Raw genomic sequence first — 23,103 nt, 5'->3', positions numbered from 1 at the left:
GGGAAAAAATAGCCGCAGTCACCAGAAATACCGCGACCGTATGATGATCGGATATGACGAAGGGACGCCGAAGCGTCCCTTACAACTCTCAAGCGGCTGACAGTGCAGCCTGACCGGCCCCCGGGGCAGGGCCTCTGGTCAGGCGAGCGCAGGCTCCGCCTTGGAAACGTCGATGCTGTCGAGCAGCGAGTCGCCGTGGTGAGCGGCGGCAGACAGCGCGTCATTCTCGGCCTGCATCCGGATGAGCTCGGATTCGAGGTCCTGGACACGCTGCTGAAGCCGTCGCATCTCGGCGAGGACTCGGGGGTCGGAGCCGCCGACGTAACCGAGAAGCGCCTTTGCCATGATGGATGGTCCTCCACACTGAGTGACCGACCGAAGCGGTGTGGGTCGTGAGGGATTCGCACCCGCGGTGTCTGCCATCGCTACTGCGTGTTCAATGCCAAACAGCTAAGGTGCGCGGGGCTTCCAGAGTCTCACCAAAAGGTTTGACGGTCAACACGATCACACCCCGTATCCGCGGGCGTCCCAGGGGGCGCGGCGGTACGTGTGCGGCGCCGACTCTGCCGGGGCCCGTAGGGGCGTGGAGATCATCCGTTGTCTCGCAGCCTTCCACGCCGGGGCCGTCTTGGCAACCATCAGGGAATTTCTGCCCTTCGCATATGCCAAAGGCATATCACTAAGGTCATCGCGGCCCTTCGCACCCGCCCTTCACGGCCCCCGCGCACCCCTCCCTGTTCCCTCCTGGATGATTTTCCGTTTTCCGAACCGTTATGTCGGCGGATCCGTCAGCGGATCTCGAACCCGTCGTATCCGCCCCGCGGGTCACCCCAGATCTCGGTGACCCCGTCCACCCGCCCGGGCGTGTCGCCGGCCCGCAGCCAATCGAGCAGAAGTTCGCATCCTTCTCGCGGGCCTTCCGCGACGATCTGGACCCGGCCGTCGGAGAGATTCGACGCGAAGCCTGCCAGCGCTCCGATGCGCAAAGCGTTCTCCCGCGTGAACCACCGGAAGCCGACACCTTGCACATGTCCACGGACCCACGCCGTGAGACGGACATTCTCGTTCATGTCTGCACGCTAACCGGCCAATTACATAATCAGCACTTCGACCCCTCATGTATTGCCGTACAGTCGCCGGTCGACAGGTCGCCCCGTACGAGTGACGCACACCGAGCCGAACACGTAAGGAAGGCAGCGGATGGGTCGCCACCGACGCTCTGGCCCACGGACCGCAGGCAGCCCCGTCCCCTCTCCCCCGGCAGCCGGGGGGACGCACGGCGCCCCGGAGTCCGGCCCCCCTGACGACCCCGGCGGCCCGCCCGGGTCATGGCCCCCGGGGTCGCGCCGCCCCGCCCGCAGCCGGGCGCGGACACCGGTACGGACGGGCCTGCTGGGCGCGTCCGCCGCGATGGCCATAGGAGTGGTCGCGATGACCTCCGGCCTCTTCTCCGGCGGCGGCACCCTCCAGCTCGGCAGCGACAGCAGCGGGGACCGGCAGGTGCGGACCGACGAGCCGCCCGTCGAGTTCGCCCTGCCGGACGGCGCCGGGCCCGGCCGGGGACAGCCGCACGTGAGCCGCAATGCCGAGCGGCCTCAGGCGCACGGGGCGGACACCGCGGCGCCCGTCGCCGCCTCGGCACCTGCCGCACCCGTCACACCCTCGGCAGCGCCTTCCGACCCGGCGCCCGGGCCCGGGGCCGGCCCCGGGGAGCCGCATGAGGCGGACACCGGCTCCGAGGGCTCCGAAGAGGCGCCCCCCGCCGACGCCCCGGACGACGACGGGACGGACCCCGCGGGCCGGGCCCGCGACCAGGCGCAGGACCAGGTCCAGGCCGCCGGCCATGCGCAGCTGACGGACCGGGAGAGCACGGCCGAGCAGGCCGGCATGTATCCGGCGATGGCGCGGCAGTTGCTCGCCCTGGTCAATCAGGAGCGCGCCAAGGCGGGCCTCCGGCCCCTCCGGGCCAGCACCCAACTGACGAGGCTCGCCCAGTCGTTCAGTGACGACATGGCCCGGCGGGGGTTCTTCAGCCACACGGACCCGGACGGCCGCACCCCCTGGGACCGGGCCGCCAAGCACGGCATCCGCAACCTCGGCGGGGAGAACATCGCCCGGGGCCACCCCGACGCCCGCGCCGTCATGGACGCCTGGATGCACAGCGCGGGCCACCGCGCGAACATCCTCAACGGCGAGTACCGGACGCTCGGCATCGGGCTCAACACCAGCGGCAGCGGCCCCTGGTGGACGCAGGACTTCGGCTACTGACGGGGGCTTCCCCGCCACCGGGCGCCGTTAGGAGGCGGCGCCCGGGCGCGGGGGGCGCTGACAGCGGGGGCAGAAGTAGCTGGAGCGGTTCATCCAGGGACGGCGGCGCATGGCCGTGCCGCAGCGGCGGCACGGCTCGTCCTCGCGCCCGTACGCGTCCAGCGAGCGGTCGAAGTACCCGGACTCGCCGTTCACGTTGACGTAGAGGCTGTCGAAGCTCGTGCCGCCGACGGCGAGGGCCTCGTTCATGACCTCACGGATGTGCGTGAGGAGCTCGGCGCTGCGCGGCCGGGTCAGGGTCGCGGTGGGGCGGTCGTAGTGCAGCCTGGTGCGCCACAGCGCCTCGTCGGCGTAGATGTTGCCGACCCCGCTGATCAGTGACTGGTCGAGCAGGGCGCGCTTGATGGTCGTACGGCGACGGCGCAGGGCGGCGTGGAAGGCCGCCTCGTCGAATGCGGGGTCCAGAGGGTCGCGGGCGATGTGCGCGATGACGTCGGGGAGTCCCTCGGGGTCCCCGGGCACCGTGTCGTGCAGGGAGAGCCCGCCGAAGGTGCGCTGGTCGACGAAGCGCAGCTCCGTGCCGGCGTCGTCGGCGAAGCGGATGCGGATGCGCAGGTGCTTCTCGTCGGGGGCCTCGTGCGGCTGGACGAGGAGCTGGCCGCTCATCCCGAGGTGGGCGAGGATCGCGCGGTCGGGCCCCGTGGGGCCGTCCGTCTCCAAAGGCAGCCACAAGTACTTGCCGCGTCGGCGGGCCGCGCCGAGGCGGCGTCCGGTGAGCTGGGCGGCGAAGTCGCCGGGCCCGGCGAGGTGCCGGCGGATGGCGCGGGGGTGGAGCACGTCGACGGCGGCCACGGTGCGGCCGCAGACCCAGCGCTCCAGGCCGCGGCGTACGACCTCGACCTCGGGCAGTTCGGGCACGGTGCTCCTCCAGCGCATGGGGCGGCCGCGCATGGGGCGGCCGGTACTCCGGATGCCGGTACTCGCGTACGGCGGCTGCTCGCGTACGGTGGCGCATTCGCCGAACGCCGGGCGGGCCTGGAGTCAGGCCCGCCCGGCGTCCGGGGATGTGCGCGTCAGGATGCGGTGCCGGCCTCGGGCGCTTCGGCCCCGGCCTGCTCCACGGCGTCGGCCTTGACGGCGTCCGCCTGACCGGCGTCGGCCTGGGCGGCCTCGGCCTTCTGGGCGGCAGCAGCGCGTGCTTCGGCCGCCTCATGGATGGCGCGCCAGGCGGCCTCGGCCGCCTGCTGCTCCGCTTCCTTCTTGCTGCGGCCGGTGCCGGTGCCGTACGCGACACCACCGACGCGGGCAGCAGCCGTGAAGGTCTTCTCGTGGTCGGGACCGGTCTCGGAGACCAGGTACTCGGGCACGCCGAGACCCTCCGTCGCGGTCAGCTCCTGGAGGCTGGTCTTCCAGTCCAGGCCGGCGCCGAGGTTCGAGGACTTCTCGATCAGGGGATCGAAGAGCCGGTGCACGAGCTCGGCAGCGGCCTCCAGGCCCTGGTCGAGGTAGACCGCACCGATCACCGCTTCAAGGGTGTCCGCGAGGATGGACGCCTTGTTGCGGCCTCCCGTGCCCTCTTCACCGCGGCCGAGCCGGATGAAGGAACCGAGGTCGAGCCCGCGGCCGACCTCCGCCAGTGCACGGGAGTTGACCACCGCGGCGCGCAGCTTGGCGAGCTGGCCCTCGGGCAGGTCGGGGTGGATGCGGTAGAGCGTGTCCGTGACCACGAGGCCCAGCACGGAGTCCCCGAGGAACTCCAGGCGCTCGTTGGTCGGCAGACCGCCGTTCTCGTACGCGTAGGAACGGTGGGTCAGCGCACGCACCAGAAGGGCGGTCTCGAGTTTGTACCCGAGCCGCCCTTCCAGAAGCGTGTGAGACGAGGCCGTGTCCGCCGGCGCCCTCTTCGGCGTAGTGGCGTCTGACATGAAGCCTGTCACCCGCCGATCAGACCTCGAGGACCTGGCGCTTGTTGTAGGTGCCGCAGCTCGGGCACGCGATGTGCTGCTGCTTCGGCTCGTGGCAGCGCTCGCACGCCACCAGGGGGGTGACCGCAGCCTTCCACTGCGACCGGCGGTGGCGCGTGTTGCTGCGCGACATCTTCCGCTTCGGAACAGCCACGGCTACTTCTCCTGTGAGTCATCCCCGCCGGAGCGGGGTGCGTTGTCCTTCTCGCCGTCCTGGTCGGAACCGGCGAGTCCCTGCAGTGCCGCCCAACGGATGTCGACGGTCTCGTGGTGGTGGTCCGGGTCGTCCGCCAGCCGTGCGCCGCACTCGGAGCACAGGCCGGGGCAGTCTTCCTGGCACACCGGCTGCAGCGGCAGTGCGAGCACCACCGCGTCGCGCAGCACGGGTTCGAGGTCGAGCAAGTCGGCCTCGAGAAAGAGCGTGTCCTCTTCGTCTTCCTCGGCGTCGTCGCCGGTATCCGCGGGGCGGCTCCGGTCATCGGCGTCGGGGTAGGAGTACATCTCCTGGAAGTCCACTTCGAGCTCTCGCTCGAGCGGCTCCAGACACCTTACGCACTCCCCGGTGAGCGGTGCACGGGCGGTGCCTGTGACAAGCACCCCTTCCATGACCGACTCCAGTCGGAGGTCGAGCTCGACGGTCGCGCCCTCGGCCACGGAGATGACCTCGATACCGAGGTGATCGGGGGCCGGGACGGAGCGGGAGAGCCGCTTCAGCGCACCGGGACGCCGCCCCAGCTCGCGTGTGTCGAACACGAGAGGAGAACGGTGATCGAGGCGGGCGTTCAGGGCTTCCTGCTTTCTACGCTGCGGTAACGGCGACCCTGCGGCCGCAAGGGATGCGGGCAGCCGAGATCGCGAATGCACACGCGACCGAAGAGCCAGGATACTGGACGGGTCGCCGTAGACCCAATCGGCCGCATGAGGCGACCGATCGGGCCCCCAGGGAGCCGGAGCCCGCCCCGTGCGGTCAGCGGCCCTGCTCGTACCTGCGGAGCTGCTCCAGGTCGATCATCGAGGTGTCGAAGAGGCTCGTCTCGTCCAGGGCGCCGCCCGCATGGGGCGGGCTCTGGGCGGGCTGGTGCTGCTGGGGCTCGTAGCCGCCCTGGGCGGCCCCGTAGCCGTCTCCCTGAGCGGGAGCGGGCCAGGCGTAGGGATCGGCCTGCTGGTAGCCGCCCTGGACCGCGTACGGGTCCGGCTGCTGCCCGTGGGAGCCGCCGTCCGTCCCGTACTGCTGCTGATAGGTGTACGGATCCGGCTGGTAGGCCTGAGTCTCGTAGTAGCCGTCGTAGCCGCCCGCATGGGGCGCGGCATGAGGCGCTCCGTGCACGGCCGCCGCCGGCTCCGGTGCGCTCGCCGCCTGGGGCGCGGCCAGCCCGGCGAGGAAGTCGGCGTCGCTGGTGGGGTGGGCGGCGCGGAGGCCGTCCTGGGCAGCCATGTGGGCGCCCAGCTCGTCGGCGGGGCGGGCGCCGAGGAGCTTCTCGCGGCCGCGGCCGACGGCCTCCAGCGTCTTGCTCAGGACAGCGGAGACGGCGCCCAGCTTGGCGTCGACGTAGGCGTCGGCCTGCTGCCGCTGCGTGCGCGGGTCGGAGCTGGGCTCCGGGGCGTCCCCGTCGGGGTCGCCCTGGCCGCCGACCTCCCCCGTGCGGCCCAGGAGCTTCTCGCGCCCCCGGTCGACGGATCCGATGGTCTTGGTGAGGACGACCTCGAAGTTGGCGAGCTTGCTGTCGACGTAATCATCGGCCTCGGCACGGACCTCCTCGGCCTGCCGGCGGGCCTCCGCGAGGATGCGGTCGGCCTCCTCCTGGGACTGCCGGGCGACCTCGGTGTCGGAGATCAGTGATCCGCGGTGGGCCCGAGCGGACTCGATGATCCGCTCGGCCTCCTCGCGGGCCTCGGCGACCAGCTGCTCGCGGTCGCCGATCACCTCCTGCGCGCGGGCGAGCGACCCCGGCAGCCCCGTGCGGAGCTCCTCGAGGAGGGCGAGCAGCTCGGCGCGGTTGATGACGCATGAGGCGGACATCGGCATGGACCGTGCGGCGGTGACGGTCGCGACGATCTCGTCGAGCTTCTTCTGGACGTCCACCTGGCGCTCGCCACTTTCTTCTGCCGGACGACACGAACGGGGACGACTGTACGGGCAGTCGGCCCCCGCCCGACAGCCGCCGGCGGAGGGGCGGGCGTCAGCGCTCGCCGAGGCGCTGTGTGAGCGCTTCCAGCACCAGCGGGGGCACCAGGTGGGAGACGTCGCCGCCCCAGGCGGCGACCTCCTTGACCAGGCTGGACGACAGGAAGCTGTACGTCGGGTTGGTGGGGACGAACAGGGTCTCGACGCCCGAGAGCCCGTTGTTCATCTGGGCCATCTGGAGCTCGTAGTCGAAGTCGCTGACCGCCCGCAGCCCCTTGACGATGGCGGGGATGTCGCGCTGCTTGCAGAAGTCGACGAGCAGGCCGTGGAAGGACTCGACCTTCACGTTCCCGTACTCGGCCGTGACTCGGCGGAGCAGGTCTATCCGCTCCTCGACCGTGAACAGTCCCTGCTTCGACTGGTTGATCATCACTGCGACGTGGACGACGTCGTACAGCCTGGAAGCGCGGGCGATGATGTCGAGGTGTCCATTGGTGACGGGGTCGAACGACCCCGGACAGACGGCGCGGCGCAACGGTGTCTCCTCGCTCTCCGGTCCATTCATGACGCGCGGGGAGATGTCTCTTCGGCGCACGTCGAGGCGGCGCGACCGTACCAAAGCGTCCCCTCGCCGTAACGACGGGCCCTCAGTGCCTCGAAACCGTCCGGCCAGGGGAATTCCCCGCCTCTGGTGCTGCGCTCCACGGTGACCAGCACCTCGTCGGCAAGCCACCCTCCGGTACGGAGTGTGACGAGAATCTCGCGGAGCGCCTCGTCGGTGACGGCGTAGGGCGGGTCCAGGAAGACCACGTCGTACGGGGCGGCGGGCGCGGGGCCGGCGATGGTCTGCTCGGCCTTGCCGGCGCGGACCTCGGCGCCGGGGAGGCCGAGGGCGCGGACGTTCTCCCGGATGGTGCGCACCGCGCGGGCGTCGGACTCCACCAGCAGGACGTGCGCGGCGCCGCGGGAGAGCGCCTCCAGGCCGACCGCGCCCGAGCCGCCGTACAGGTCGAGGACGCGGGTGCCGTGGAGGGTGCCCAGGAGGGACTCCAGGGTGGAGAACAGGCCCTCGCGCGCCCGGTCGGAGGTGGGGCGGGTGCCGGTGCCGGGCGGCACGGCGAGGCGGCGTCCGCCGGCGGTGCCGGCGATCACGCGGGTCATGGGGGTCCTCGGTCCTTCGCGACGGTGTGACGGAGCGGCGGCGGCCTGACGGTCGGCAAGTCGGGCACCGCCCCTTCAGCCTAGGGCGTCGGCGCCCGGCGGGCGCCTCCGCGGGGCCCTTGCCGAGGGGCTCCACGAAGGCTGGGGCGCCTGCTTGCGGGTCCGCCGCGGCGCGCGAGGCACCGCGCCCCTCAGCTGTACGTCACGGGCCGTAGGTACAGCCCTTGTCCGCCGTACGTCAGCCCTTGTCCAGGTACTGCTCGCGCTCCTCGTCCAGGAGGGCGTCCAGGGCGGTGCGCAGCTCGGGGAGCCCCTCCAGCTCCGGGTCGGCGGCGACGACCGCGGCGGCCTCTTCGCGGGCCGCAGCGATGATCTCCTCGTCGTCGATGACGGCGAGCATGCGCAGGGACGAGCGCACGCCGGACTGGGCCTGGCCGAGGACGTCGCCCTCGCGGCGCTGTTCGAGGTCGATGCGGGACAGCTCGAAGCCGTCCAGCGTGCCCGCGACGGCGGCGAGGCGGGCGCGGGCGGGGCTCGCCTCGGGGGCGTCGGTGACGAGCAGGCACAGGCCCGGGGCGGAGCCGCGCCCGACGCGGCCGCGGAGCTGGTGGAGCTGGGAGACCCCGAACCGGTCCGCATCCATGATCACCATGACGGTGGAGTTGGGCACGTTCACACCGACCTCGATGACGGTCGTGGCGACCAGGACGTCCACCTCGCCGGCGGCGAAGCGGCGCATCACGTCGTCTTTCGCCTCGGGCTGCATGCGGCCGTGCAGCACCTCCACGCGGAGCCCCTTCAGAGGCCCCTTGGTGAGCTGCTCGGCGACATCCACGACGGCGAGGGGCGGACGCCGCTCACCGTCCCCTTCAGCGCCTTGCTCAGCGTCGCCCTTGGTGCCGCCGGAGCCGGAACCACCGGAGCCCCGCTTCGCGGCCGCCTTGGTCCCGTTCTCCTCCCCCAGGTCGTCGCCGATGCGGGGGCAGACCACGTACGCCTGGTGCCCGCCCTCGATCTCCTCGCGGACCCGCTCCCAGGTGCGCGCCAGGAAGTGGGGCTTGTCCTTCGCGGGCACCACGTGGGTGGCGATGGGCGAGCGGCCGGCGGGCAGCTGGTCCAGGACGGAGGTCTCCAGGTCGCCGAAGACGGTCATGGCGACGGTGCGCGGGATGGGGGTCGCGGTCATCACCAGGAGGTGCGGCGGTTGCTTGCCCTTGGAGCGGAGGGCGTCCCGCTGCTCGACGCCGAAGCGGTGCTGCTCGTCCACGACGACCAGGCCGAGGTCGTGGAACTGCACCTTGTCCTCGATGAGGGCGTGGGTGCCGATGACGATGCCGGCCTCGCCGGTGACGAGGTCGAGCAGCGCCTGCCGCCGGGCCGCCGTCCCCATGGAGCCCGTGAGCAGCACGACCTTGGTGCCGTGCTCAGCGCCGCCGAGCATGCCGCCCTCGGCGAGCTCCCCCATCATCTCGACGACGGAGCGGTGGTGCTGCTGGGCGAGCACTTCGGTGGGGGCGAGCATGGCGGCCTGGCCGCCCGCGTCGACGACGCCGAGCATGGCGCGCAGCGCCACCATGGTCTTGCCGGAGCCCACCTCTCCCTGGAGGAGGCGGTGCATGGGGTGCTCGGTGGCCAGGTCGTCGAAGATCTCCGCGGAGACGGTGCGCTGGCCCTCGGTGAGGGCGAAGGGCAGCTTGGCGTCGAAGGCGTCGAGGATGCCGCCGGCCACGGGCTTGCGGGCGACGGCGGGCAGCTGGGAGTCGGCGTGCCGGCGGCGGGCGAGAGCGACCTGGAGGACGAACGCCTCGTCCCACTTCAGGCGGGCCCTGGCGTCCTCGATGTCGGCCTTGGTGCGGGGCCGGTGGACCTTGCGGAAGGCGTCGGGGAGCTCCGCGAGGCCGCGGCCGTCGCGCAGGGACGGGGGCAGCGGGTCGGTGAGGCCCTCCCACTGCTCGGCCTCGAAGAGGTCCAGCAGGGTGTCGACGGCCTTGGTGAGCTTCCACGACTGGAACTGCTTGCAGGCGGGGTAGATCGGCAGCAGGCGGCCCGCGAAGGCCTCCGCGGCGTCGGCTCCGCTGTCGCGGTCCAGGAGCTCGTAGTCGGGGTGGAGGAGCTGGCGGGTGCGGTTGAAGACGGAGACCTTGCCGGCGAACATGCCGCGGCGGCCGGGGATCAGCTCCTTCTCCCGCGCGTAGGCGCCGCGGCCGAAGAAGACGAGCGTCAGGGAGCCGCTGCCGTCGGTGACCACGACTTCCAGGCGGACGCCCTTGCCGTGGTTGAAGGTCTTCATGGCGGCTTTGGCGACCTGGGCGACGACGGTGACGTGCTCGTCCAGCGGCAGGTCCGCGAGGCGGGTCAGCTCACCGCGCTCGGCGTAGCGGCGCGGGTAGTGGTGCAGCAGATCGCCGGCCGTGTGCAGGTCGAGGTGCTCGGCCATCACCTTCGCGGTGCTGCCGCCGAGGATCTTCTTCAGGGGTTCATGAAGCGCGGGCACGGGTCCCATTGCACACCACGGCACTGACAGGCCGCGTCACGCGGCGCCGTCAGCCGTGGTCCGGCCGGTGCCGCCGGGGGGTCATTCGATGCCGATGAGCAGCGGGGGCGACTGCTGTCCGCCCCGGTAGACGACCGTGTCGACGGCGAGGTGCCCGCCCCGTACGTGCCGCTCCAGGCGGTCGGCGACGGCGTCGGGGACGTCCGCGCCGAGGACGAGGGTGACCATCTCGCCGCCCGCGGCGAGCATGCGGTCGAGGACGGTGCCGGCGGTGACGGCGAGGTCGGAGCCGATGACGACCACGTCGCCGTCGATGAGGCCGAGCACGTCGCCGGCCTGGCAGACGCCGGCCATGGTCCAGGCCTGCCGCTCGGCGACGGCGAGCTCGGCGTAGCGGGTGGCGCCCGCGGCGGAGGTCATCGCCACGACGTCCTCGTCGAAGCGGCGTGCGGGCTCGTGGACGGCGAGCGCGGCGATGCCCTGGACGGCGGCGCGGGTCGGGATGAGGGCGACGCGGACGCCCTCGGTGCGGGCCTGCTCGGCTGCGGCGGCCGCGGTGTGATGCAGTTCGGGGTCGTTGGGCAGCAGGACGACCTCGCGGGCGTTGGCGCGCCGGATGGCGTCGACGAGCTCGCCGCTGGCGGGGGGTTCCCCGGGGCGGGTCGCGACGGCGGTGGCGCCGGCTTCGGCGCACAGGGCGGCGAGGCCCTCGCCGGGGACGACCGCTACGACGGCGCGCTGGGCGGGCTCGCGGGTACGGGCCGCGGCCGGTTCGCCGGGGGCTGCCGCGGTGCTGCCGGAGCCGGCGAAGTGCGTGATGCGGATGCGGTGGGGGCGGCCCGCGTCGATGCCGGCTTCGACGGCTGCTCCGGCGTCGTCCACGTGGACGTGGACGTTCCACAGGCCGTCGCCGCCGACGACGACGAGGGAGTCGCCCAGGGCGTCGAGGCGGGTGCGGAGGCCGGGGATGGCGGTGTCGTCGGCGTCGAGGAGGTAGATGACCTCGAAGGCGGGCGTGGTGCTGCCGCCCGGGGCGGTGGCGGGGCAGGGCACGGGGCCGTGGGCGGGGGCCTGGGGCCGGGGCTCGGCATGAGGCGGGGCCGGCTCGGCGTGCTGCCGGTACGGGGCGGGGGGACGCGTCCACGCGCGCGCCCCACGCGGGCCCCATGGGGCCGTCTCGCCGGACAGGGCCCGGGCGAGGGCGCCGATCACCTCGACGAGGCCCAGGCCGCCGGAGTCGACGACTCCGGCCCGGCCGAGGGCGTCGAGCTGGCCGGGGGTCATCGCGAGGGCGGAACGGGCGGCCTCGTCCGCGGCGCGGGCCACGGCGGCACTGTCGCCCTGAGCTTCGGCTGCGGCATCCGCCGCGGCCGCGGCGACGGTGAGGATGGTGCCTTCGACGGGGCGGGCGACACCTTCGTAGGCGGACTCCACGGCCCGCCGCAGGGCGCGGCGCAGCTGCTCGGCGTCGTGGCCGGCGGGGTGCCCCGTGCGGGTGCCGGCGGGGGGCATGAGGCGGGCCTCGTGCGGGCCACTCGTGGCCTCATGCCCGCTCGCGGCCTTGAGGGGCACGCGCTTGGCCTCGTGCCCCCCGCGGCGGGCCTCGTGCCGATCGCCCGCCGCCTCATGCGGCGGCGCCGCGGCCTCCGTGTCGTCGTCCGTGCCCCCAGCGCTCTCCGCGTCTGAGGCTGCATCTACGTCCTCCGCCAGGACCTCGGCCATGCCGCGCAGCAGCTGGGCCAGGATGGTGCCGGAGTTGCCGCGCGCGCCTATGAGGGCGCCGTGCGCCATGGCACGGACGGCGTCGGGGAGCGTGGGGCGGGAGGCGGGGCCGGTGGTGGCGTGGCCGTCGAAGACCGCGTCGACGGCCCGGGCGGCGGATTCGACGGTCAGGTACAGGTTGGTGCCCGTGTCGCCGTCCGGGACGGGATAGACGTTGATGGCGTCGATCTCCTCGCGGGCCCGCCCCAGTGCGTCGAGGGCCAGCGCGCACCAGGTGCGTACCGCAGCGGCGTCGAGCGTGTGCGGCACGTGTGTCCTCCTCGGACTCCCTGGGGCTGTGGAACGGTGATCGCAGACTAGCCCCGGGGCGGGCCCCGGCGGGAAGGCGGGCGGCCGGGGGGCGGGACGATAAGTCACAGCCCGGGCAGCCATGGTAGTTTCGTTGAACGGGAGCAGTCGTTGTATGCTGCTCCGGTTGCCTGATGAGAATCAGGCCATACCCCCTGGTAATGCCGGTCACTACAGATTTCGGCACGCAGGGATTTTCCGTACGTGCCTGTCGTCTCCGCGTGAGCGGGGGTGACCCGTCTTTGGAGTAACCCGTGGCTGCCAACTGCGACGTCTGCGGCAAGGGGCCGGGCTTCGGCAACGCTATTTCGCACTCGCACCGCCGTACCCCCCGTCGTTGGAACCCCAACATCCAGCGGGTGCGTGCTGTGGTCGGTGGGACGCCGAAGCGGCTCAACGTCTGCACCTCGTGCATCAAGGCCGACAAGGTCTCGCGCTAAGCGAGTGCTGTCCCCCGCGCAAGCGGGGGAAGCCGGTCTCGCTGTGACGTTATGTCGTAGCGCAGCCCATCCGGTTGCCTTGAGAGCCGGTCCACCTCACGGTGGGCCGGCTTTTCGCCGTACCCGGATCCTGCTTCCCTCCTCCTCCGGACCGCGCCTCATGCGGCGCCCCGTACCCCCGCACGGCGCGCCTTGCAAGCCCCCCGGCGGCACGCCCTACAGCCGCCCGCGCCACCCGTGGTCGACCGGGCCGATGCCGCCCCCCAGCGGGAAGCCCGCCGCGATCGCGCCCGTCACGTAGTCCTTGGCTTCCGCCACCGCCTCGGGCACCGTGCGCCCCTTGGCGAGGCCACTGGCGATCGCGCTCGCCAGCGTGCAGCCCGTCCCGTGCGTGTGGCGGTTGTCGTGGCGCGGGGCCCGCAGCCAGTGCTCCTCCGTGCCGTCGGTGAGCAGGTCCACCGCGTCGCCTTCCAGGTGGCCGCCCTTGATGAGCGCCCACCGGGACCCGAACGCCAGCATCTCGTCGGCCGCCCGCCTCATGCCCTCCTCCGAGGTGACCCGCAGGCCCGTCAGCCAGGCGACCTCGTCGAGGTTGGGGGTGGCGACTGTGGCGACCGGCAGCAGCTTCGTACGGACCGCGTCCAGGGCGGAAGCGGCGAGCAGTGCGTCGCCGTGCTTGGAGATGCCCACGGGGTCGACGACGACGGGGACAGGGGTGCCGGCGAGGAGTTCGGCGACGGTCCGCACGAGTTCGGCCGAGGCGAGCATGCCGGTCTTGACGGCCTGGACGCCGATGTCGTCGACGACGCTGCGGTACTGGGCCCGCACGGCCTCCGCGGGCAGCTCCCAGGCCCCTTGCACGCCGCGGGAGTTCTGCGCGGTGACGGCCGTGAGCACGCTCATGCCGTGCACGCCGAGCGCGAGCATGGTCTTGAGGTCGGCCTGGATGCCCGCACCGCCGCCGGAGTCGGATCCGGCGACGGTCAGTACGCGTGGGGGTATCGGCATGAGGCCGAATCTACAGCGCCGCCCCGGCCCCGAGCCGGGGCATGAGGCCGGGCATGAGGCCGGGCATGAGGCGGGGCATGAGGCGCGCCGCACGAGGCAGCCCGCACGAGGCGCATCCCCCGCCGCCCGCACGAGGCGCTCCCCCGCCCTCTCCTGCACTGCTCCCCCGCGCCGCGCTACTCCCCCGGCTCCAGGTCCCCGAAGTGGTCCCAGCCGCTGGTCTTGTCCCACGGGGCGCCGTCCACCGTCACCTGGGGCAGGGCCGAGGGGCTGACGACCTCGCCGATGACCTTCCAGCGGGCGGGCAGCTTCACGTCCGGCGGGAAGGTCGCGACGATCGCGTGGTCCTCTCCCCCGGTCAGCACCCACTGGAGCGGGTCGATGCCGACGGCCTGCCCGATGTCCGACATCTGCGTGGGGACGTCGATGGCCGCCGTACGCAGGTCGATCCGGACCTTGCTGGCCTCGGCGATGTGCCCGAGGTCGGCGACGAGGCCGTCGCTGACGTCCGTCATCGCGGTGGCACCGAGGCCCGCCGCGGCCGGGCCCGCGTGGTACGGGGGCTCGGGGCGGCGGTGGGCCTCCACGAAGGCGCGGGGCGAGCGGAAGCCGCGGGCGAGGACCGCGAGGCCGGCGGCGGACCAGCCGAGCCATCCGGTGACGGCCACGACGTCACCGGGCTGAGCGCCGGAGCGGGTGACCGGCTCGTGGTTGCGCAGGTCGCCGAGGGCGGTGATGGCGACGGTGATGGTGTCGCCGCGCACCACGTCGCCGCCGACGACGGCGGCGCCGGCGACCTGGCACTCGTCGCGGATGCCGTCCATCAGCTCGGTCGGCCAGGTGGCGGGGAGTTCGGCGGGGACGACCAGGCCGAGCAGGATCGCGGTGGGCACGGCACCCATGGCCGCGATGTCGGCGAGGTTCTGCGCGGCGGCCTTGCGCCCGACGTCGTAGGCGGTCGACCAGTCGCGGCGGAAGTGCCGCCCTTCCAGAAGCACATCCGTACTGGCCACGACCCTGCGGTCGGGCGCAGCCACCACCGCGGCGTCGTCACCCGGCCCGAGCCGGACCGCAGGGGTGGTGGTGAGCCGGGAAGTAAGCTCTCTGATGAGCCCGAACTCCCCCAACTCGCCCACGGTGCCTTTCACTGAGCTCCTCCTAGGAGTATCGGTTGTGACGTACGCCGCGCCGCGCAGGCAGCGCGGGTCTCCCCGCGCCGTGCGGCGACGCGGTACCGTGGCGTCTCTTCTCCCCACATGATCCTCGTAGCCGCCCTGGAGGTTCCGTGGTACAGGCGTACATCCTGATCCAGACCGAGGTCGGCAAGGCGTCGACCGTGGCCGAAGTCATCTCGAAGATCTCGGGGGTGATCCAGGCCGAGGACGTGACCGGTCCGTACGACGTGATCGTGCGCGCCCAGGCCGAGACCGTGGACGAGCTCGGCCGCATGGTGGTGGCCAGGATCCAGGCCGTGGAGGGCATCACCCGCACACTGACCTGCCCGGTCGTCCATCTCTAGGTCCCCCGTATGCTCGGCCGGTGAAGTCTTTCCTTCGCCGGCCCTTCGGCCTGCCCGCTGTCGTCGTGCTGTGCGCGGCCGCCGGCTGCTCGCCGGCGGGCGGCACGGAGGGGCCCGCGGTGCCCACGCCACCGGCGCGGGCCGCCGGGCTCTGCCGGGCGCTGCACGAGGAGCTGCCGAAGACCGTGGGCGGGAAGGAGCGGCGCACCGCCGATCCTGTCTCGGACTTCACCGCAGTGTGGGGCGATCCCGCGATCGCCCTGCGCTGCGGGGTGGAGCGTCCCGAGATCATCAAGCCCGGTTCCGAACACTACAACCCCGCCGCGGACTCGGTGGAGATCGACGGTGTGGACTGGCTGCCGGAGCGGCAGCCGGACGGCAGCGTCCGCTGCACGACCACCCTGCGGGAGGCGTTCGTGGAGGTGACGCTGCCGAGGCAGGTCGTCGGCGGGGCCGGCGATCTCAGTGCGCTCACCGATCTCGCCGGCGCCGTCGCGAAGACGATCCCGGTGGGGGTCGTCTAGGCGGTGCGCGGGGGCTAGCGCAGGCCGGTCGGCCGGCGCAGCGCCGCCTGGATGAGGCGGTCGATCAGCTCGGTGTAGCCGACGCCGCTCTCCTGCCACATGCGCGGGTACATCGAGATGGGCGTGAAGCCCGGCAGGGTGTTGATCTCGTTGATGACGAACTCGCCGTCCTCGGTGAGGAAGAAGTCGGCCCGCACGAGGCCCTCGCACGAGGCGGCGTCGAAGGCCTGGATGGCGAGCTCCTGCACCCGTGCCGTCTCCTCCGGCGTCAGCGGCGCGGGGACGAGGCCGGCGGCGGAGTCGATGTACTTCGCCTCGAAGTCGTAGAAGTCGTGGGCGGTGACCGGGGGGATCTCGGCGGGGACGCTCGCGCGCGGCCCGTTCTCGAACTCCAGGACGCCGCACTCGATCTCCCGGCCGCGCAGCAGCGACTCGACGAGGATCTTCGGGTCGTGGCGGCGGGCCTCGGCGACGGCGTCGTCCAGGCCGGAGACGTCGTCGACCTTGGTGATGCCCATGGAGGAGCCGGCGCGGGCGGGCTTGATGAAGACGGGCCAGCCGTGCTCGCCGGCGAAGTCGGTGATCTTCTTGCGGGCGGCGGCCGGGTCGGCGTCCCACTCGCGGGGGCGGATGACCTCGTACGGGCCGACGGGCAGGCCGAAGGAGATGAAGACGCGCTTCATGTACTCCTTGTCCTGGCCGACGGCCGAGGCGAGCACTCCGGCGCCCACGTAGGGGATGCCGGAGAGCTCCAGCATGCCCTGGAGGGTGCCGTCCTCCCCGTAGGGGCCGTGGAGCACGGGGAAGACCACGTCGACCTCGCCCAGGGCCTTGGGCACGGCGCCCGGCTCCGTGTAGACGATCTCGCGGTCGGAGGGGTCGACCGGCAGGACGACGGTGCCGTCGGGCGACTGGGCGAGCGCCGCGACGCTCGGCAGCGTGCGGTCGGCGATGGTCATCCGCTCGGGGTCGTCGGCGGTGAGCGCCCAACGGCCGTCGGTGGTGATGCCGATCGGCAGCACGTCGTACTTCGTGCGGTCGATGGCGCGCAGCACGGCGCCGGCGGTGACCACGGAAATGGCGTGCTCGGAACTGCGGCCGCCGAAGACGACCGCCACACGCGGCTTCCGGCCAGGGCTCTGGGGGGTGATCTCGCTGCTCATATCGCGACGAGAGTACCTCGTGGTGCGGGCCGCGTCAGTGCCGCTCGGGCTTGGCGCTGCGCGACATCAGCTCCTTGAGGGCGACGAGCGGGGGCTTGCCCTCGTGCACGATCTCCACGACGGTCTCCGTGATCGGCATGTCGACGCCGTGGCGGCGCGCCAGATCGAGCACCGACTCGCAGGACTTGACGCCCTCCGCGGTCTGCTTGGTGACGGCCACGGTCTCGGCGAGGGTCATGCCGCGGCCGAGGCTCGCGCCGAAGGTGCGGTTGCGGGAGAGCGGCGAGGCGCAGGTGGCGACGAGGTCCCCCATGCCGGCGAGGCCGGCGAAGGTGTGCGCGTCGGCGCCCATGGCGAGCCCCAGGCGGGTGGTCTCGGCCAGGCCGCGGGTGATGAGGGAGGCCTTGGCGTTGTCGCCGAGCCCCATGCCGTCGGCGATGCCGACGGCGAGGGCGATGACGTTCTTGACGGCGCCGCCGAGTTCGCAGCCGACCACGTCGGTGTTGGTGTACGGGCGGAAGTATGCGGTGTGGCAGGCGGCCTGGAGCCGCTTGGCCGCGGACTCGTCGCGGCAGGCGACGACGGCGGCGGCGGGCTGCCGGGCGGCGATCTCCTTGGCGAGGTTGGGGCCGGTCAGGACGGCCACCTGGTCGGCGGAGACCTTGGCGACCTCCTCGACGACCTCGCTCATGCGCTTGGCGGTGCCGAGCTCGATGCCCTTCATCAGGGAGACGAGGACGGTGTCGGCGGGCAGCAGGGGCGCCCACTCGGTGAGGTTGCCGCGCAGGGTCTGGGAGGGGATGGCGAGGACGGTGAATTCGGCGCCCCGTGCGGCCTCCGCGGGGTCGGTGGTGGCCCGTACGGAGGGCGGGAGCTCGGTGCCGGGGAGGTAGTCGGGGTTGGTGCGGGTGGTGTTGATCGCCTCCACGACGGCGGCGCGCCGGCCCCACATGGTGACCTCGCAGCCTGCGTCCGCGAGGATCATGGCGAAGGCGGTTCCCCAGGAACCGGTGCCGTAGACGGCGCAGCGTGTCACTTGTTGTCCTCCTGGGCCTTGCGGCGGGCCGCGGCGCGGGCCTTCTTGGGGTTGTACGGCTCGGCGGGGGCCGGCTCGCCGCGCAGTTCGGCGAGGAGGGCGGTGATGGCGGTCATGATCTCGTCGGTCGCGGCGCGCAGGACGTCCGCGGTGGGCTCCTTGCCGTAGTACGCGGAGAGGTCCACGGGCGGGCCGGCGATGACCTTGAGGGTCTTGCGGGGGAAGAGCCGGAGCTTCTTCTCCTTGGCGTACGGCGGCATGGCCTCGTTGGCGCCCCACTGGGCGACGGGGATGACCGGGGCGCGGGTGAGGAGGGCGACGCGGGCGGCGCCGGTCTTGCCCTCCATGGGCCACATGTCGGGGTCGCGGGTGAGGGTGCCCTCGGGGTAGAAGGCCACGCACTCGCCCTTGTTGATGGCCTCGACGGCGGCCTTGAAGGCGGCCGCGGCGTCGGCCGACTCGCGGTAGACGGGGATCTGGCCCGTGCCGCGCAGGATCGCGCCGACGAAGCTGCCCTTGAACAGGGCGGCCTTGGCGAGGAAGCGGGGGACGCGCCCGGTGTTGTACTGGTAGTGCGCGTAGGACAGCGGGTCGAGATACGAGTTGTGGTTGACGGCGGTAATAAAACCGCCGTCGGCCGGAATGTGCTCCATTCCTCGCCAGTCCCGCTTGAACAGAACCACGAGCGGCGGTTTTGCCAACACCGCCGTAAAGCGGTACCAGAAGCCGATTCTGTGGCGGGACACTCGGACACCCTTCTCTTGGGACCTGGGCTCTGTGCTGAACCCGGAGGCCGCACAAGTGTCGCCCCAGGTCCCCGGTCTGTCGAGAACACCGTAACCCCGCGCTCCGCGGGCGGCTGCGGCAGCGGGTGACAATGAGGCTGTTGCGAAGAGAGGGGGCGGATGTGGTCTGGACGCTGGTGGTGCCGGTGAAGCCGCTGGCCCTGGCCAAGAGCCGTCTCGCCAGGGGGGCCGGGGAGGGGGCGCGGGCCGGTCTCGCGCTGGCGTTCGCGGTGGACACGGTGGCCGCGGCGCTGGCCTGTGGGGCGGTACGGGATGTGGTGGTCGTCACGGGCGATCCGCTGGCGGGGGCCGAGCTGGCCGCCCTCGGGGCGCGCGTCGTGGCCGAACCCGTGGGGCCCGGCGGCCTGAACGGCGCCCTTGCGCACGGGGCGCGGAGCGTACGGATCGGGCGGCCGGACGCGGCCGTGGCGACGCTCAACGCGGACCTTCCCGCGCTGCGCCCGGCGGAACTGGCCCGGGTGCTCGATTCGGCGGCGGAATTCCCCCGCGCATTTCTCGCGGACGCGGCGGGAATCGGAACGACGCTGCTGGCGGCGGCTCCGGGAAGGGAATTGGCGCCGGCGTTCGAAGGACATTCGCGCGCCCGTCACCGCGGTTCGGGAGCTTGCGAGATCGGGCTGGCCGGGGTGGATTCCGTGCGCCGGGACGTGGACACGGAGGAGGATTTGCGGGCCGCCCTGGTGCTGGGCGTGGGGCCCCGTACGGCTGCTGCCGTGGGGGCGTCGGCAGGGGTGCAGGGCGCATGGGGCGGCCGCCTCATGCGGCAGGGCCCCGCGGGCGGTGCGCAGCCGCATGAGGCGGCCGCGGCGGAACGCTCCGCCCCATGCGCCGACTAGGCTGCTGCCATGCAGGCCACCGCGTACACCTTCGACCCTCAGACGCGCTCCGGGAGCGTCCTCCTGGACGACGGCACCCCGCTGCCCTTCGACGCCGCGGCGTTCGACGCGGGGGGCCTGCGCCTGCTGCGGCCGGGCCAGCGGGTGCGCATCGAGTGCACGGAGCCCGCCGCCGGCGCGGAGGGGTCCCCGGAGGGACGCCGCGTGACGCTGGTGACCCTGCAGACGTTCTGACGGCGCCTGAAAGCGCTGCGGGCGTTACCGCATACGCCCGCACACACCGCGGGCCGGGCTCCCCGAGGGGAGCCCGGCCCGGCGCGTGAGGCCGTTCGCCGCCTTACTTCTTGGCAGCGGTCTTCTTGGCGGTGGTCTTGCGCGCGGTGGTCTTGCGCGTCGTGGCCTTGGTGGCCGTGGCCTTCTTGGCGGGCGCCTTCTTGGCGGCGGCCTTCTTGGCGGTGGCGGCCGTGGTGGCCTTCTTCGCCGGAGCGGCCTTCTTGGCGACGGTCTTCTTGGCGACGGCCGTCGTCTTCTTGGCCGTGGTCTTCTTCGCCGTCGTCTTCTTGGCGGCGGCCGTGGTCTTCTTGGCCGTCGTGGTCTTCTTGGCGGCGGCCTTCTTGGCGGTGGCGGCCGTGGTGGCCTTCTTCGCCGTCGTCTTCTTGGCGGTGGCCTTCTTCGCCGCGGCCTTGGTGGTGGCCTTGCCGCCCGAAAGGCTGCCCTTGGGCGCCTTCTTGACGGAGACCTCGCCGCCCTTGGGCAGCTTCTTCGAGCCGCTCACCAGGTCCTTGAAGCCCTGACCCGCACGGAAGCGCGGCACCGAGGTCTTCTTGACCCGCACGCGCTCACCCGTCTGCGGGTTGCGGGCGTAACGGGCCGGGCGGTCGACCTTCTCGAACGAGCCGAAGCCGGTGACCGAGACCCGGTCACCCGCGACGACCGCGCGGACGATCGCGTCGAGCACCGCGTCGACGGCGTCTGCGGCCTGCTGACGGCCGCCGAGCTTGTCGGCAATCGCTTCAACGAGCTGCGCCTTGTTCACGTCTTCCCCTTCGGAGACATTGCTGGAACGAATGCGCTCCAGCCTTTTCGCACGTTAGGCAGATATATACCGCAAATCAAACACGAAACGGTCTAATCACCCTTGTGCCGCAACGAACTCGACCATCACGGAGTTCCGTCACGGTCGGGCTCTTCGGGGAAACGGCCCTCGTCGAGGTCGTTCATCAGCCGGTCCAGACGCATTGCGGCGCCTGAGAGATCGTGCTTCGCCGCGGCCGTGATGGCCAGCAGCTTCCGGGACAGCGCCATCCGTACGCCCTCCGGGACTTGCAGTGTGCGCACCCGGGAGTGCGCTTCCTTGAGCCGGTCCGCAACGAGCCGGAAAAGCTCGAGTTGGCTGTCGCGTTCCATGCACCGATTGTGCCATCTGAGGCGAGTTGTCGCTTCACAGGGCCTCAACAGAGCGATGCGCCCCCTGTCCGAAGACAGGGGGCGCATCATGCCAAACCCTGGGTGAGCAGCGAAAATCCGGGGTCCTCGGAGAGCCGTCCCGGGCGGCCGGAGGGGCGCGAAATCCGTGTCAGATCCGGGCTGTGGAGGGCTTGAAAGAGGGCCTTCCGGCCTCGAAGGCGGCGATGTCGGCCTCGTGCCGGAGGGTCAGACCGATGTCGTCCAGCCCCTCCAGCAGACGCCACCGGGCGTTCTCGTCAAGGTCGAAATCAGCCGTGATCCCCTCGGCCCGGACCTGGCGCGCGACGAGGTCGACGGTCACCTCGGCGGTGGGGTCGGCCTCGGTCAGCTCCCAGAGGGCGTCGACGGTCTCCTGCGGCAGGACGACCGTCAGCAGACCGTTCTTGAGCGAGTTGCCGCGGAAGATGTCGGCGAAGCGTGCGGAGACGACCGCCTTGAAGCCGTAGTTCTGCAACGCCCAGACGGCGTGCTCGCGGGAGGAGCCGGTGCCGAAGTCCGGGCCGGCCACCAGGACGCTGGCCCCGCGGCGCTCGGGGCGGTTCAGCACGAACTCGGGGTCCTTGCGCCAGGCCTCGAACAGACCGTCCTCGAACCCGTCGCGGGTGACCTTCTTGAGCCAATGCGCGGGGATGATCTGGTCGGTGTCGACGTTGCTGCGGCGCAGCGGTACGGCGCGGCCGGTGTGGGTGGTGAAAGCTTCCATGACGGTTCAGGCCCCCAGGGGAGTGCGGACGTCGGACACGCCGGCCGGGCCGGACGGGACGGACTGGCCGGGGAGGTCGGCCGGGGAGGCCAGATGGCCCAGTACGGCGGTGGCGGCGGCCACCTGGGGCGAGACCAGGTGCGTACGGCCGCCCTTGCCCTGCCTGCCCTCGAAGTTGCGGTTGGAGGTCGACGCGGACCTCTCGCCCGGCGCGAGTTGGTCGGGGTTCATGCCGAGGCACATCGAACAGCCCGCGTGGCGCCACTCGGCGCCGGCCGCGGTGAAGACCTTGTCCAGCCCCTCGCCGACGGCCTGCAGGGACACGCGTACGGAACCGGGGACGACCAGCATGCGGATGCCGTCGGCGATCCGGCGGCCCTCCAGGACGGCCGCGGCGGCGCGCAGGTCCTCGATGCGGCCGTTGGTGCACGAGCCCACGAAGACGGTGTCGACGCGGATGTCGCGCAGCGGCTGACCTGCCGTCAACCCCATGTATTCCAGGGCCTTTTCGGCGGACAGGCGGTCGGACGGGTCGGGATACGAGGCGGGGTCGGGGACGGCCGCCGACAGGGGGGCGCCCTGGCCCGGGTTGGTGCCCCAGGTGACGAACGGGGAGAGCTCGGCGGCGTCGATGACGACCTCGTGGTCGAAGACGGCGTCGTCGTCGGTGCGCAAGGTGCGCCAGTGGGCGACGGCGGCGTCCCAGTCCTCCCCCTGGGGGGCGTGGGGCCGGTCCTTCAGGTAGGCGAAGGTGGTCTCGTCGGGCGCGATCATGCCCGCGCGGGCGCCCGCTTCGATGGACATGTTGCACACGGTCATCCGCGCCTCCATCGAGAGCTTCTCGATGGCCGTGCCGCGGTACTCGATGACGTAGCCCTGGCCGCCGCCGGTGCCGATGCGGGCGATGACGGCGAGGATCAGGTCCTTGGCGGTGACGCCCTCGGGCAATTCGCCGTCGACGGTGACCGCCATGGTGCGGAACGGGGCCAGCGGCAGCGTCTGGGTGGCGAGGACGTGCTCGACCTGGCTGGTGCCGATGCCGAACGCCAGCGCGCCGAACGCGCCGTGGGTGGAGGTGTGGCTGTCGCCGCAGACGACGGTGGTGCCGGGCTGGGTGAGTCCCAGCTGCGGTCCCACCACGTGGACGACGCCCTGCTCGACGTCGCCCAGCGGGTGCAGCCGGACCCCGAACTCGGCGCAGTTCCTGCGCAGCGTCTCCAGCTGCGTGCGGGAGACCGGGTCGGCGATGGGCTTGTCGATGTCGAGGGTCGGGGTGTTGTGGTCCTCGGTCGCGATGGTGAGGTCCAGGCGGCGCACGGGGCGGCCGGCCTTGCGGAGGCCGTCGAAGGCCTGGGGGCTGGTGACCTCGTGGAGCAGGTGCAGGTCGATGTAGAGCAGGTCGGGCTCGCCCTCGGCGCGCCTGACGACATGGTCGTCCCAAACCTTCTCTGCGAGTGTGCGTCCCATCGCTGTCCCTCCGGCCGGCTTCGTCGCCGGTCACATTCCTGTGGCTGCGGGT

Annotated in this window: 26 protein-coding genes; 6 read left to right on the top strand and 20 right to left on the bottom strand. The window is 72.2% G+C overall.

The features are described 5' to 3' along the window. Positions 1–138 precede the first annotated feature (138 nt). Both PS271_RS21320 and PS271_RS21315 read right to left on the bottom strand, forming a co-directional pair. Positions 139–345, bottom strand: coding sequence for a hypothetical protein (locus tag PS271_RS21320; protein WP_030369319.1), 207 nt, complete (start codon positions 343–345; stop codon positions 139–141). A gap of 443 nt (positions 346–788) precedes the next feature. Further along, a complete protein-coding gene (locus tag PS271_RS21315) occupies positions 789–1,070 on the bottom strand; it encodes an acylphosphatase (RefSeq protein ID WP_120753908.1) in 282 nt (93 codons plus the stop codon). 361 nt (positions 1,071–1,431) lie between these two features. Between PS271_RS21315 and PS271_RS21310 the strand changes: the two genes are divergently transcribed. After that, positions 1,432–2,268 carry a CAP domain-containing protein gene (locus tag PS271_RS21310; protein WP_398383789.1) on the top strand — a complete coding sequence of 279 codons (837 nt, stop codon included), beginning with the start codon at positions 1,432–1,434 and terminating at the stop codon, positions 2,266–2,268. Between the two features lie 27 nt (positions 2,269–2,295). On the opposite strand, the gene mutM is transcribed toward PS271_RS21310, so the two are convergent. The 9 genes from mutM to PS271_RS21265 form a co-directional block, all read right to left on the bottom strand. After that, positions 2,296–3,186, bottom strand: a complete 891-nt coding sequence (gene mutM / locus PS271_RS21305; RefSeq protein ID WP_398383787.1) for a bifunctional DNA-formamidopyrimidine glycosylase/DNA-(apurinic or apyrimidinic site) lyase — start codon at positions 3,184–3,186, stop codon at positions 2,296–2,298. Positions 3,187–3,341: 155 nt separating this feature from the next. Further along, positions 3,342–4,193: a ribonuclease III gene (gene rnc, locus PS271_RS21300; RefSeq protein WP_398383786.1), complete on the bottom strand. Its 852-nt coding sequence runs from the start codon at positions 4,191–4,193 to the stop codon at positions 3,342–3,344. A 19-nt stretch (positions 4,194–4,212) separates the two neighbouring features. Continuing rightward, entirely contained in the window at positions 4,213–4,386 is a 174-nt protein-coding gene (gene rpmF / locus PS271_RS21295) for a 50S ribosomal protein L32 (RefSeq protein ID WP_015657589.1), read from the bottom strand. Positions 4,387–4,388: 2 nt separating this feature from the next. Then, complete coding sequence (locus PS271_RS21290; RefSeq protein WP_194960394.1) at positions 4,389–4,985, bottom strand: YceD family protein; 597 nt, start codon at positions 4,983–4,985, stop codon at positions 4,389–4,391. Between the two features lie 214 nt (positions 4,986–5,199). Then, on the bottom strand, positions 5,200–6,315 hold the full coding sequence (locus PS271_RS21285) for a cell division initiation protein (RefSeq protein ID WP_398383784.1): 1,116 nt from the start codon (positions 6,313–6,315) through the stop codon (positions 5,200–5,202). A gap of 97 nt (positions 6,316–6,412) precedes the next feature. Continuing rightward, positions 6,413–6,922, bottom strand: a complete 510-nt coding sequence (gene coaD / locus PS271_RS21280; RefSeq protein ID WP_120753904.1) for a pantetheine-phosphate adenylyltransferase — start codon at positions 6,920–6,922, stop codon at positions 6,413–6,415. After that, entirely contained in the window at positions 6,919–7,518 is a 600-nt protein-coding gene (gene rsmD, locus PS271_RS21275; RefSeq protein WP_398383782.1) for a 16S rRNA (guanine(966)-N(2))-methyltransferase RsmD, read from the bottom strand. Before rsmD ends, coaD begins: the two co-directional genes overlap by 4 nt. Positions 7,519–7,756: 238 nt before the next feature. Continuing rightward, a complete protein-coding gene (gene recG / locus PS271_RS21270) occupies positions 7,757–10,021 on the bottom strand; it encodes an ATP-dependent DNA helicase RecG (RefSeq protein WP_398383780.1) in 2,265 nt (754 codons plus the stop codon). Positions 10,022–10,093: 72 nt separating this feature from the next. Beyond that, on the bottom strand, positions 10,094–12,043 hold the full coding sequence (locus PS271_RS21265) for a DAK2 domain-containing protein (protein ID WP_398383779.1): 1,950 nt from the start codon (positions 12,041–12,043) through the stop codon (positions 10,094–10,096). A gap of 293 nt (positions 12,044–12,336) precedes the next feature. Here PS271_RS21265 and rpmB point away from each other — a divergent pair, with 293 nt between their 5' ends. Then, positions 12,337–12,522 carry a 50S ribosomal protein L28 gene (rpmB, locus tag PS271_RS21260; protein WP_078660562.1) on the top strand — a complete coding sequence of 62 codons (186 nt, stop codon included), beginning with the start codon at positions 12,337–12,339 and terminating at the stop codon, positions 12,520–12,522. Between the two features lie 216 nt (positions 12,523–12,738). Here rpmB and thiD read toward each other — a convergent pair whose 3' ends face one another. Next, entirely contained in the window at positions 12,739–13,530 is a 792-nt protein-coding gene (gene thiD / locus PS271_RS21255; RefSeq protein ID WP_398383777.1) for a bifunctional hydroxymethylpyrimidine kinase/phosphomethylpyrimidine kinase, read from the bottom strand. A 176-nt stretch (positions 13,531–13,706) separates the two neighbouring features. Beyond that, positions 13,707–14,678 (bottom strand): thiamine-phosphate kinase, encoded by a 972-nt coding sequence (locus PS271_RS21250; protein ID WP_398383775.1) that lies wholly within the window; start codon positions 14,676–14,678, stop codon positions 13,707–13,709. Positions 14,679–14,815: 137 nt separating this feature from the next. On the opposite strand from PS271_RS21250, the gene PS271_RS21245 reads away from it, so the two are divergent. Together PS271_RS21245 and PS271_RS21240 are read left to right on the top strand one after the other, a co-directional pair. Next, on the top strand, positions 14,816–15,049 hold the full coding sequence (locus PS271_RS21245; protein ID WP_030369306.1) for an Lrp/AsnC family transcriptional regulator: 234 nt from the start codon (positions 14,816–14,818) through the stop codon (positions 15,047–15,049). 20 nt (positions 15,050–15,069) lie between these two features. Next, on the top strand, positions 15,070–15,573 hold the full coding sequence (locus PS271_RS21240) for a DUF3515 domain-containing protein (protein ID WP_356277883.1): 504 nt from the start codon (positions 15,070–15,072) through the stop codon (positions 15,571–15,573). Between the two features lie 14 nt (positions 15,574–15,587). On the opposite strand, the gene PS271_RS21235 is transcribed toward PS271_RS21240, so the two are convergent. Genes PS271_RS21235 through PS271_RS21225 form a run of 3 tightly spaced genes read right to left on the bottom strand, consistent with a single transcriptional unit; the run spans position 15,588 to position 18,518 of the window. Then, positions 15,588–16,736, bottom strand: coding sequence for a D-alanine--D-alanine ligase family protein (locus tag PS271_RS21235; RefSeq protein WP_398383773.1), 1,149 nt, complete (start codon positions 16,734–16,736; stop codon positions 15,588–15,590). Between the two features lie 34 nt (positions 16,737–16,770). Next, a complete protein-coding gene (locus PS271_RS21230) occupies positions 16,771–17,772 on the bottom strand; it encodes an NAD(P)H-dependent glycerol-3-phosphate dehydrogenase (protein WP_398383772.1) in 1,002 nt (333 codons plus the stop codon). Beyond that, positions 17,769–18,518: a lysophospholipid acyltransferase family protein gene (locus PS271_RS21225; protein ID WP_398383771.1), complete on the bottom strand. Its 750-nt coding sequence runs from the start codon at positions 18,516–18,518 to the stop codon at positions 17,769–17,771. The genes PS271_RS21230 and PS271_RS21225 overlap by 4 nt, the downstream gene beginning before the upstream one ends. 161 nt (positions 18,519–18,679) lie before the next feature. Here PS271_RS21225 and cofC point away from each other — a divergent pair, with 161 nt between their 5' ends. Both cofC and PS271_RS21215 read left to right on the top strand, forming a co-directional pair. Continuing rightward, the gene (cofC, locus tag PS271_RS21220) at positions 18,680–19,414 is read left to right on the top strand and encodes a 2-phospho-L-lactate guanylyltransferase (protein ID WP_398386972.1); all 735 of its coding nucleotides are present in this window, start codon (positions 18,680–18,682) and stop codon (positions 19,412–19,414) included. A gap of 9 nt (positions 19,415–19,423) precedes the next feature. After that, a complete protein-coding gene (locus tag PS271_RS21215) occupies positions 19,424–19,648 on the top strand; it encodes a hypothetical protein (RefSeq protein ID WP_398383770.1) in 225 nt (74 codons plus the stop codon). Positions 19,649–19,751: 103 nt separating this feature from the next. Here the strand turns inward: PS271_RS21215 and PS271_RS21210 are convergent, their stop codons facing one another. The 4 genes from PS271_RS21210 to leuC all read right to left on the bottom strand — a co-directional run bounded on the left by PS271_RS21210 (position 19,752) and on the right by leuC (position 23,051). Continuing rightward, entirely contained in the window at positions 19,752–20,450 is a 699-nt protein-coding gene (locus tag PS271_RS21210; RefSeq protein ID WP_398383769.1) for an HU family DNA-binding protein, read from the bottom strand. 125 nt (positions 20,451–20,575) lie between these two features. Next, entirely contained in the window at positions 20,576–20,821 is a 246-nt protein-coding gene (locus PS271_RS21205) for an SCO5555 family protein (protein WP_120753894.1), read from the bottom strand. Positions 20,822–20,990: 169 nt separating this feature from the next. Beyond that, complete coding sequence (gene leuD / locus PS271_RS21200; protein WP_398383768.1) at positions 20,991–21,584, bottom strand: 3-isopropylmalate dehydratase small subunit; 594 nt, start codon at positions 21,582–21,584, stop codon at positions 20,991–20,993. Between the two features lie 6 nt (positions 21,585–21,590). Continuing rightward, complete coding sequence (leuC, locus tag PS271_RS21195) at positions 21,591–23,051, bottom strand: 3-isopropylmalate dehydratase large subunit (RefSeq protein ID WP_398383767.1); 1,461 nt, start codon at positions 23,049–23,051, stop codon at positions 21,591–21,593. Positions 23,052–23,103 lie beyond the last annotated feature (52 nt).

The organism is Streptomyces sp. SCA2-17 (genome assembly GCF_044336695.1).
Note: the sequence above shows the minus strand (reverse complement) of the source record. Positions and strands in the feature narration are given on the sequence as shown.

Excerpts from the sequence above, each read along its gene's own strand:
- leuD (WP_398383768.1), bottom strand. The coding sequence starts at position 21,584 with ATGGAAGCTTTCACCACCCACACCGGCCGCGCCGTACCGCTGCGCCGC.
- recG (WP_398383780.1), bottom strand. The coding sequence starts at position 10,021 with ATGGGACCCGTGCCCGCGCTTCATGAACCCCTGAAGAAGATCCTCGGC.
- rsmD (WP_398383782.1), bottom strand. The coding sequence starts at position 7,518 with ATGACCCGCGTGATCGCCGGCACCGCCGGCGGACGCCGCCTCGCCGTG.
- PS271_RS21310 (WP_398383789.1), top strand. The coding sequence starts at position 1,432 with ATGACCTCCGGCCTCTTCTCCGGCGGCGGCACCCTCCAGCTCGGCAGC.
- PS271_RS21315 (WP_120753908.1), bottom strand. The coding sequence starts at position 1,070 with ATGAACGAGAATGTCCGTCTCACGGCGTGGGTCCGTGGACATGTGCAA.
- PS271_RS21235 (WP_398383773.1), bottom strand. The coding sequence starts at position 16,736 with ATGAGCAGCGAGATCACCCCCCAGAGCCCTGGCCGGAAGCCGCGTGTG.
- leuC (WP_398383767.1), bottom strand. The coding sequence starts at position 23,051 with ATGGGACGCACACTCGCAGAGAAGGTTTGGGACGACCATGTCGTCAGG.
- PS271_RS21205 (WP_120753894.1), bottom strand. The coding sequence starts at position 20,821 with ATGGAACGCGACAGCCAACTCGAGCTTTTCCGGCTCGTTGCGGACCGG.
- PS271_RS21320 (WP_030369319.1), bottom strand. The coding sequence starts at position 345 with ATGGCAAAGGCGCTTCTCGGTTACGTCGGCGGCTCCGACCCCCGAGTC.
- thiD (WP_398383777.1), bottom strand. The coding sequence starts at position 13,530 with ATGCCGATACCCCCACGCGTACTGACCGTCGCCGGATCCGACTCCGGC.
- PS271_RS21215 (WP_398383770.1), top strand. The coding sequence starts at position 19,424 with ATGCAGGCCACCGCGTACACCTTCGACCCTCAGACGCGCTCCGGGAGC.
- coaD (WP_120753904.1), bottom strand. The coding sequence starts at position 6,922 with ATGAATGGACCGGAGAGCGAGGAGACACCGTTGCGCCGCGCCGTCTGT.
- rnc (WP_398383786.1), bottom strand. The coding sequence starts at position 4,193 with ATGTCAGACGCCACTACGCCGAAGAGGGCGCCGGCGGACACGGCCTCG.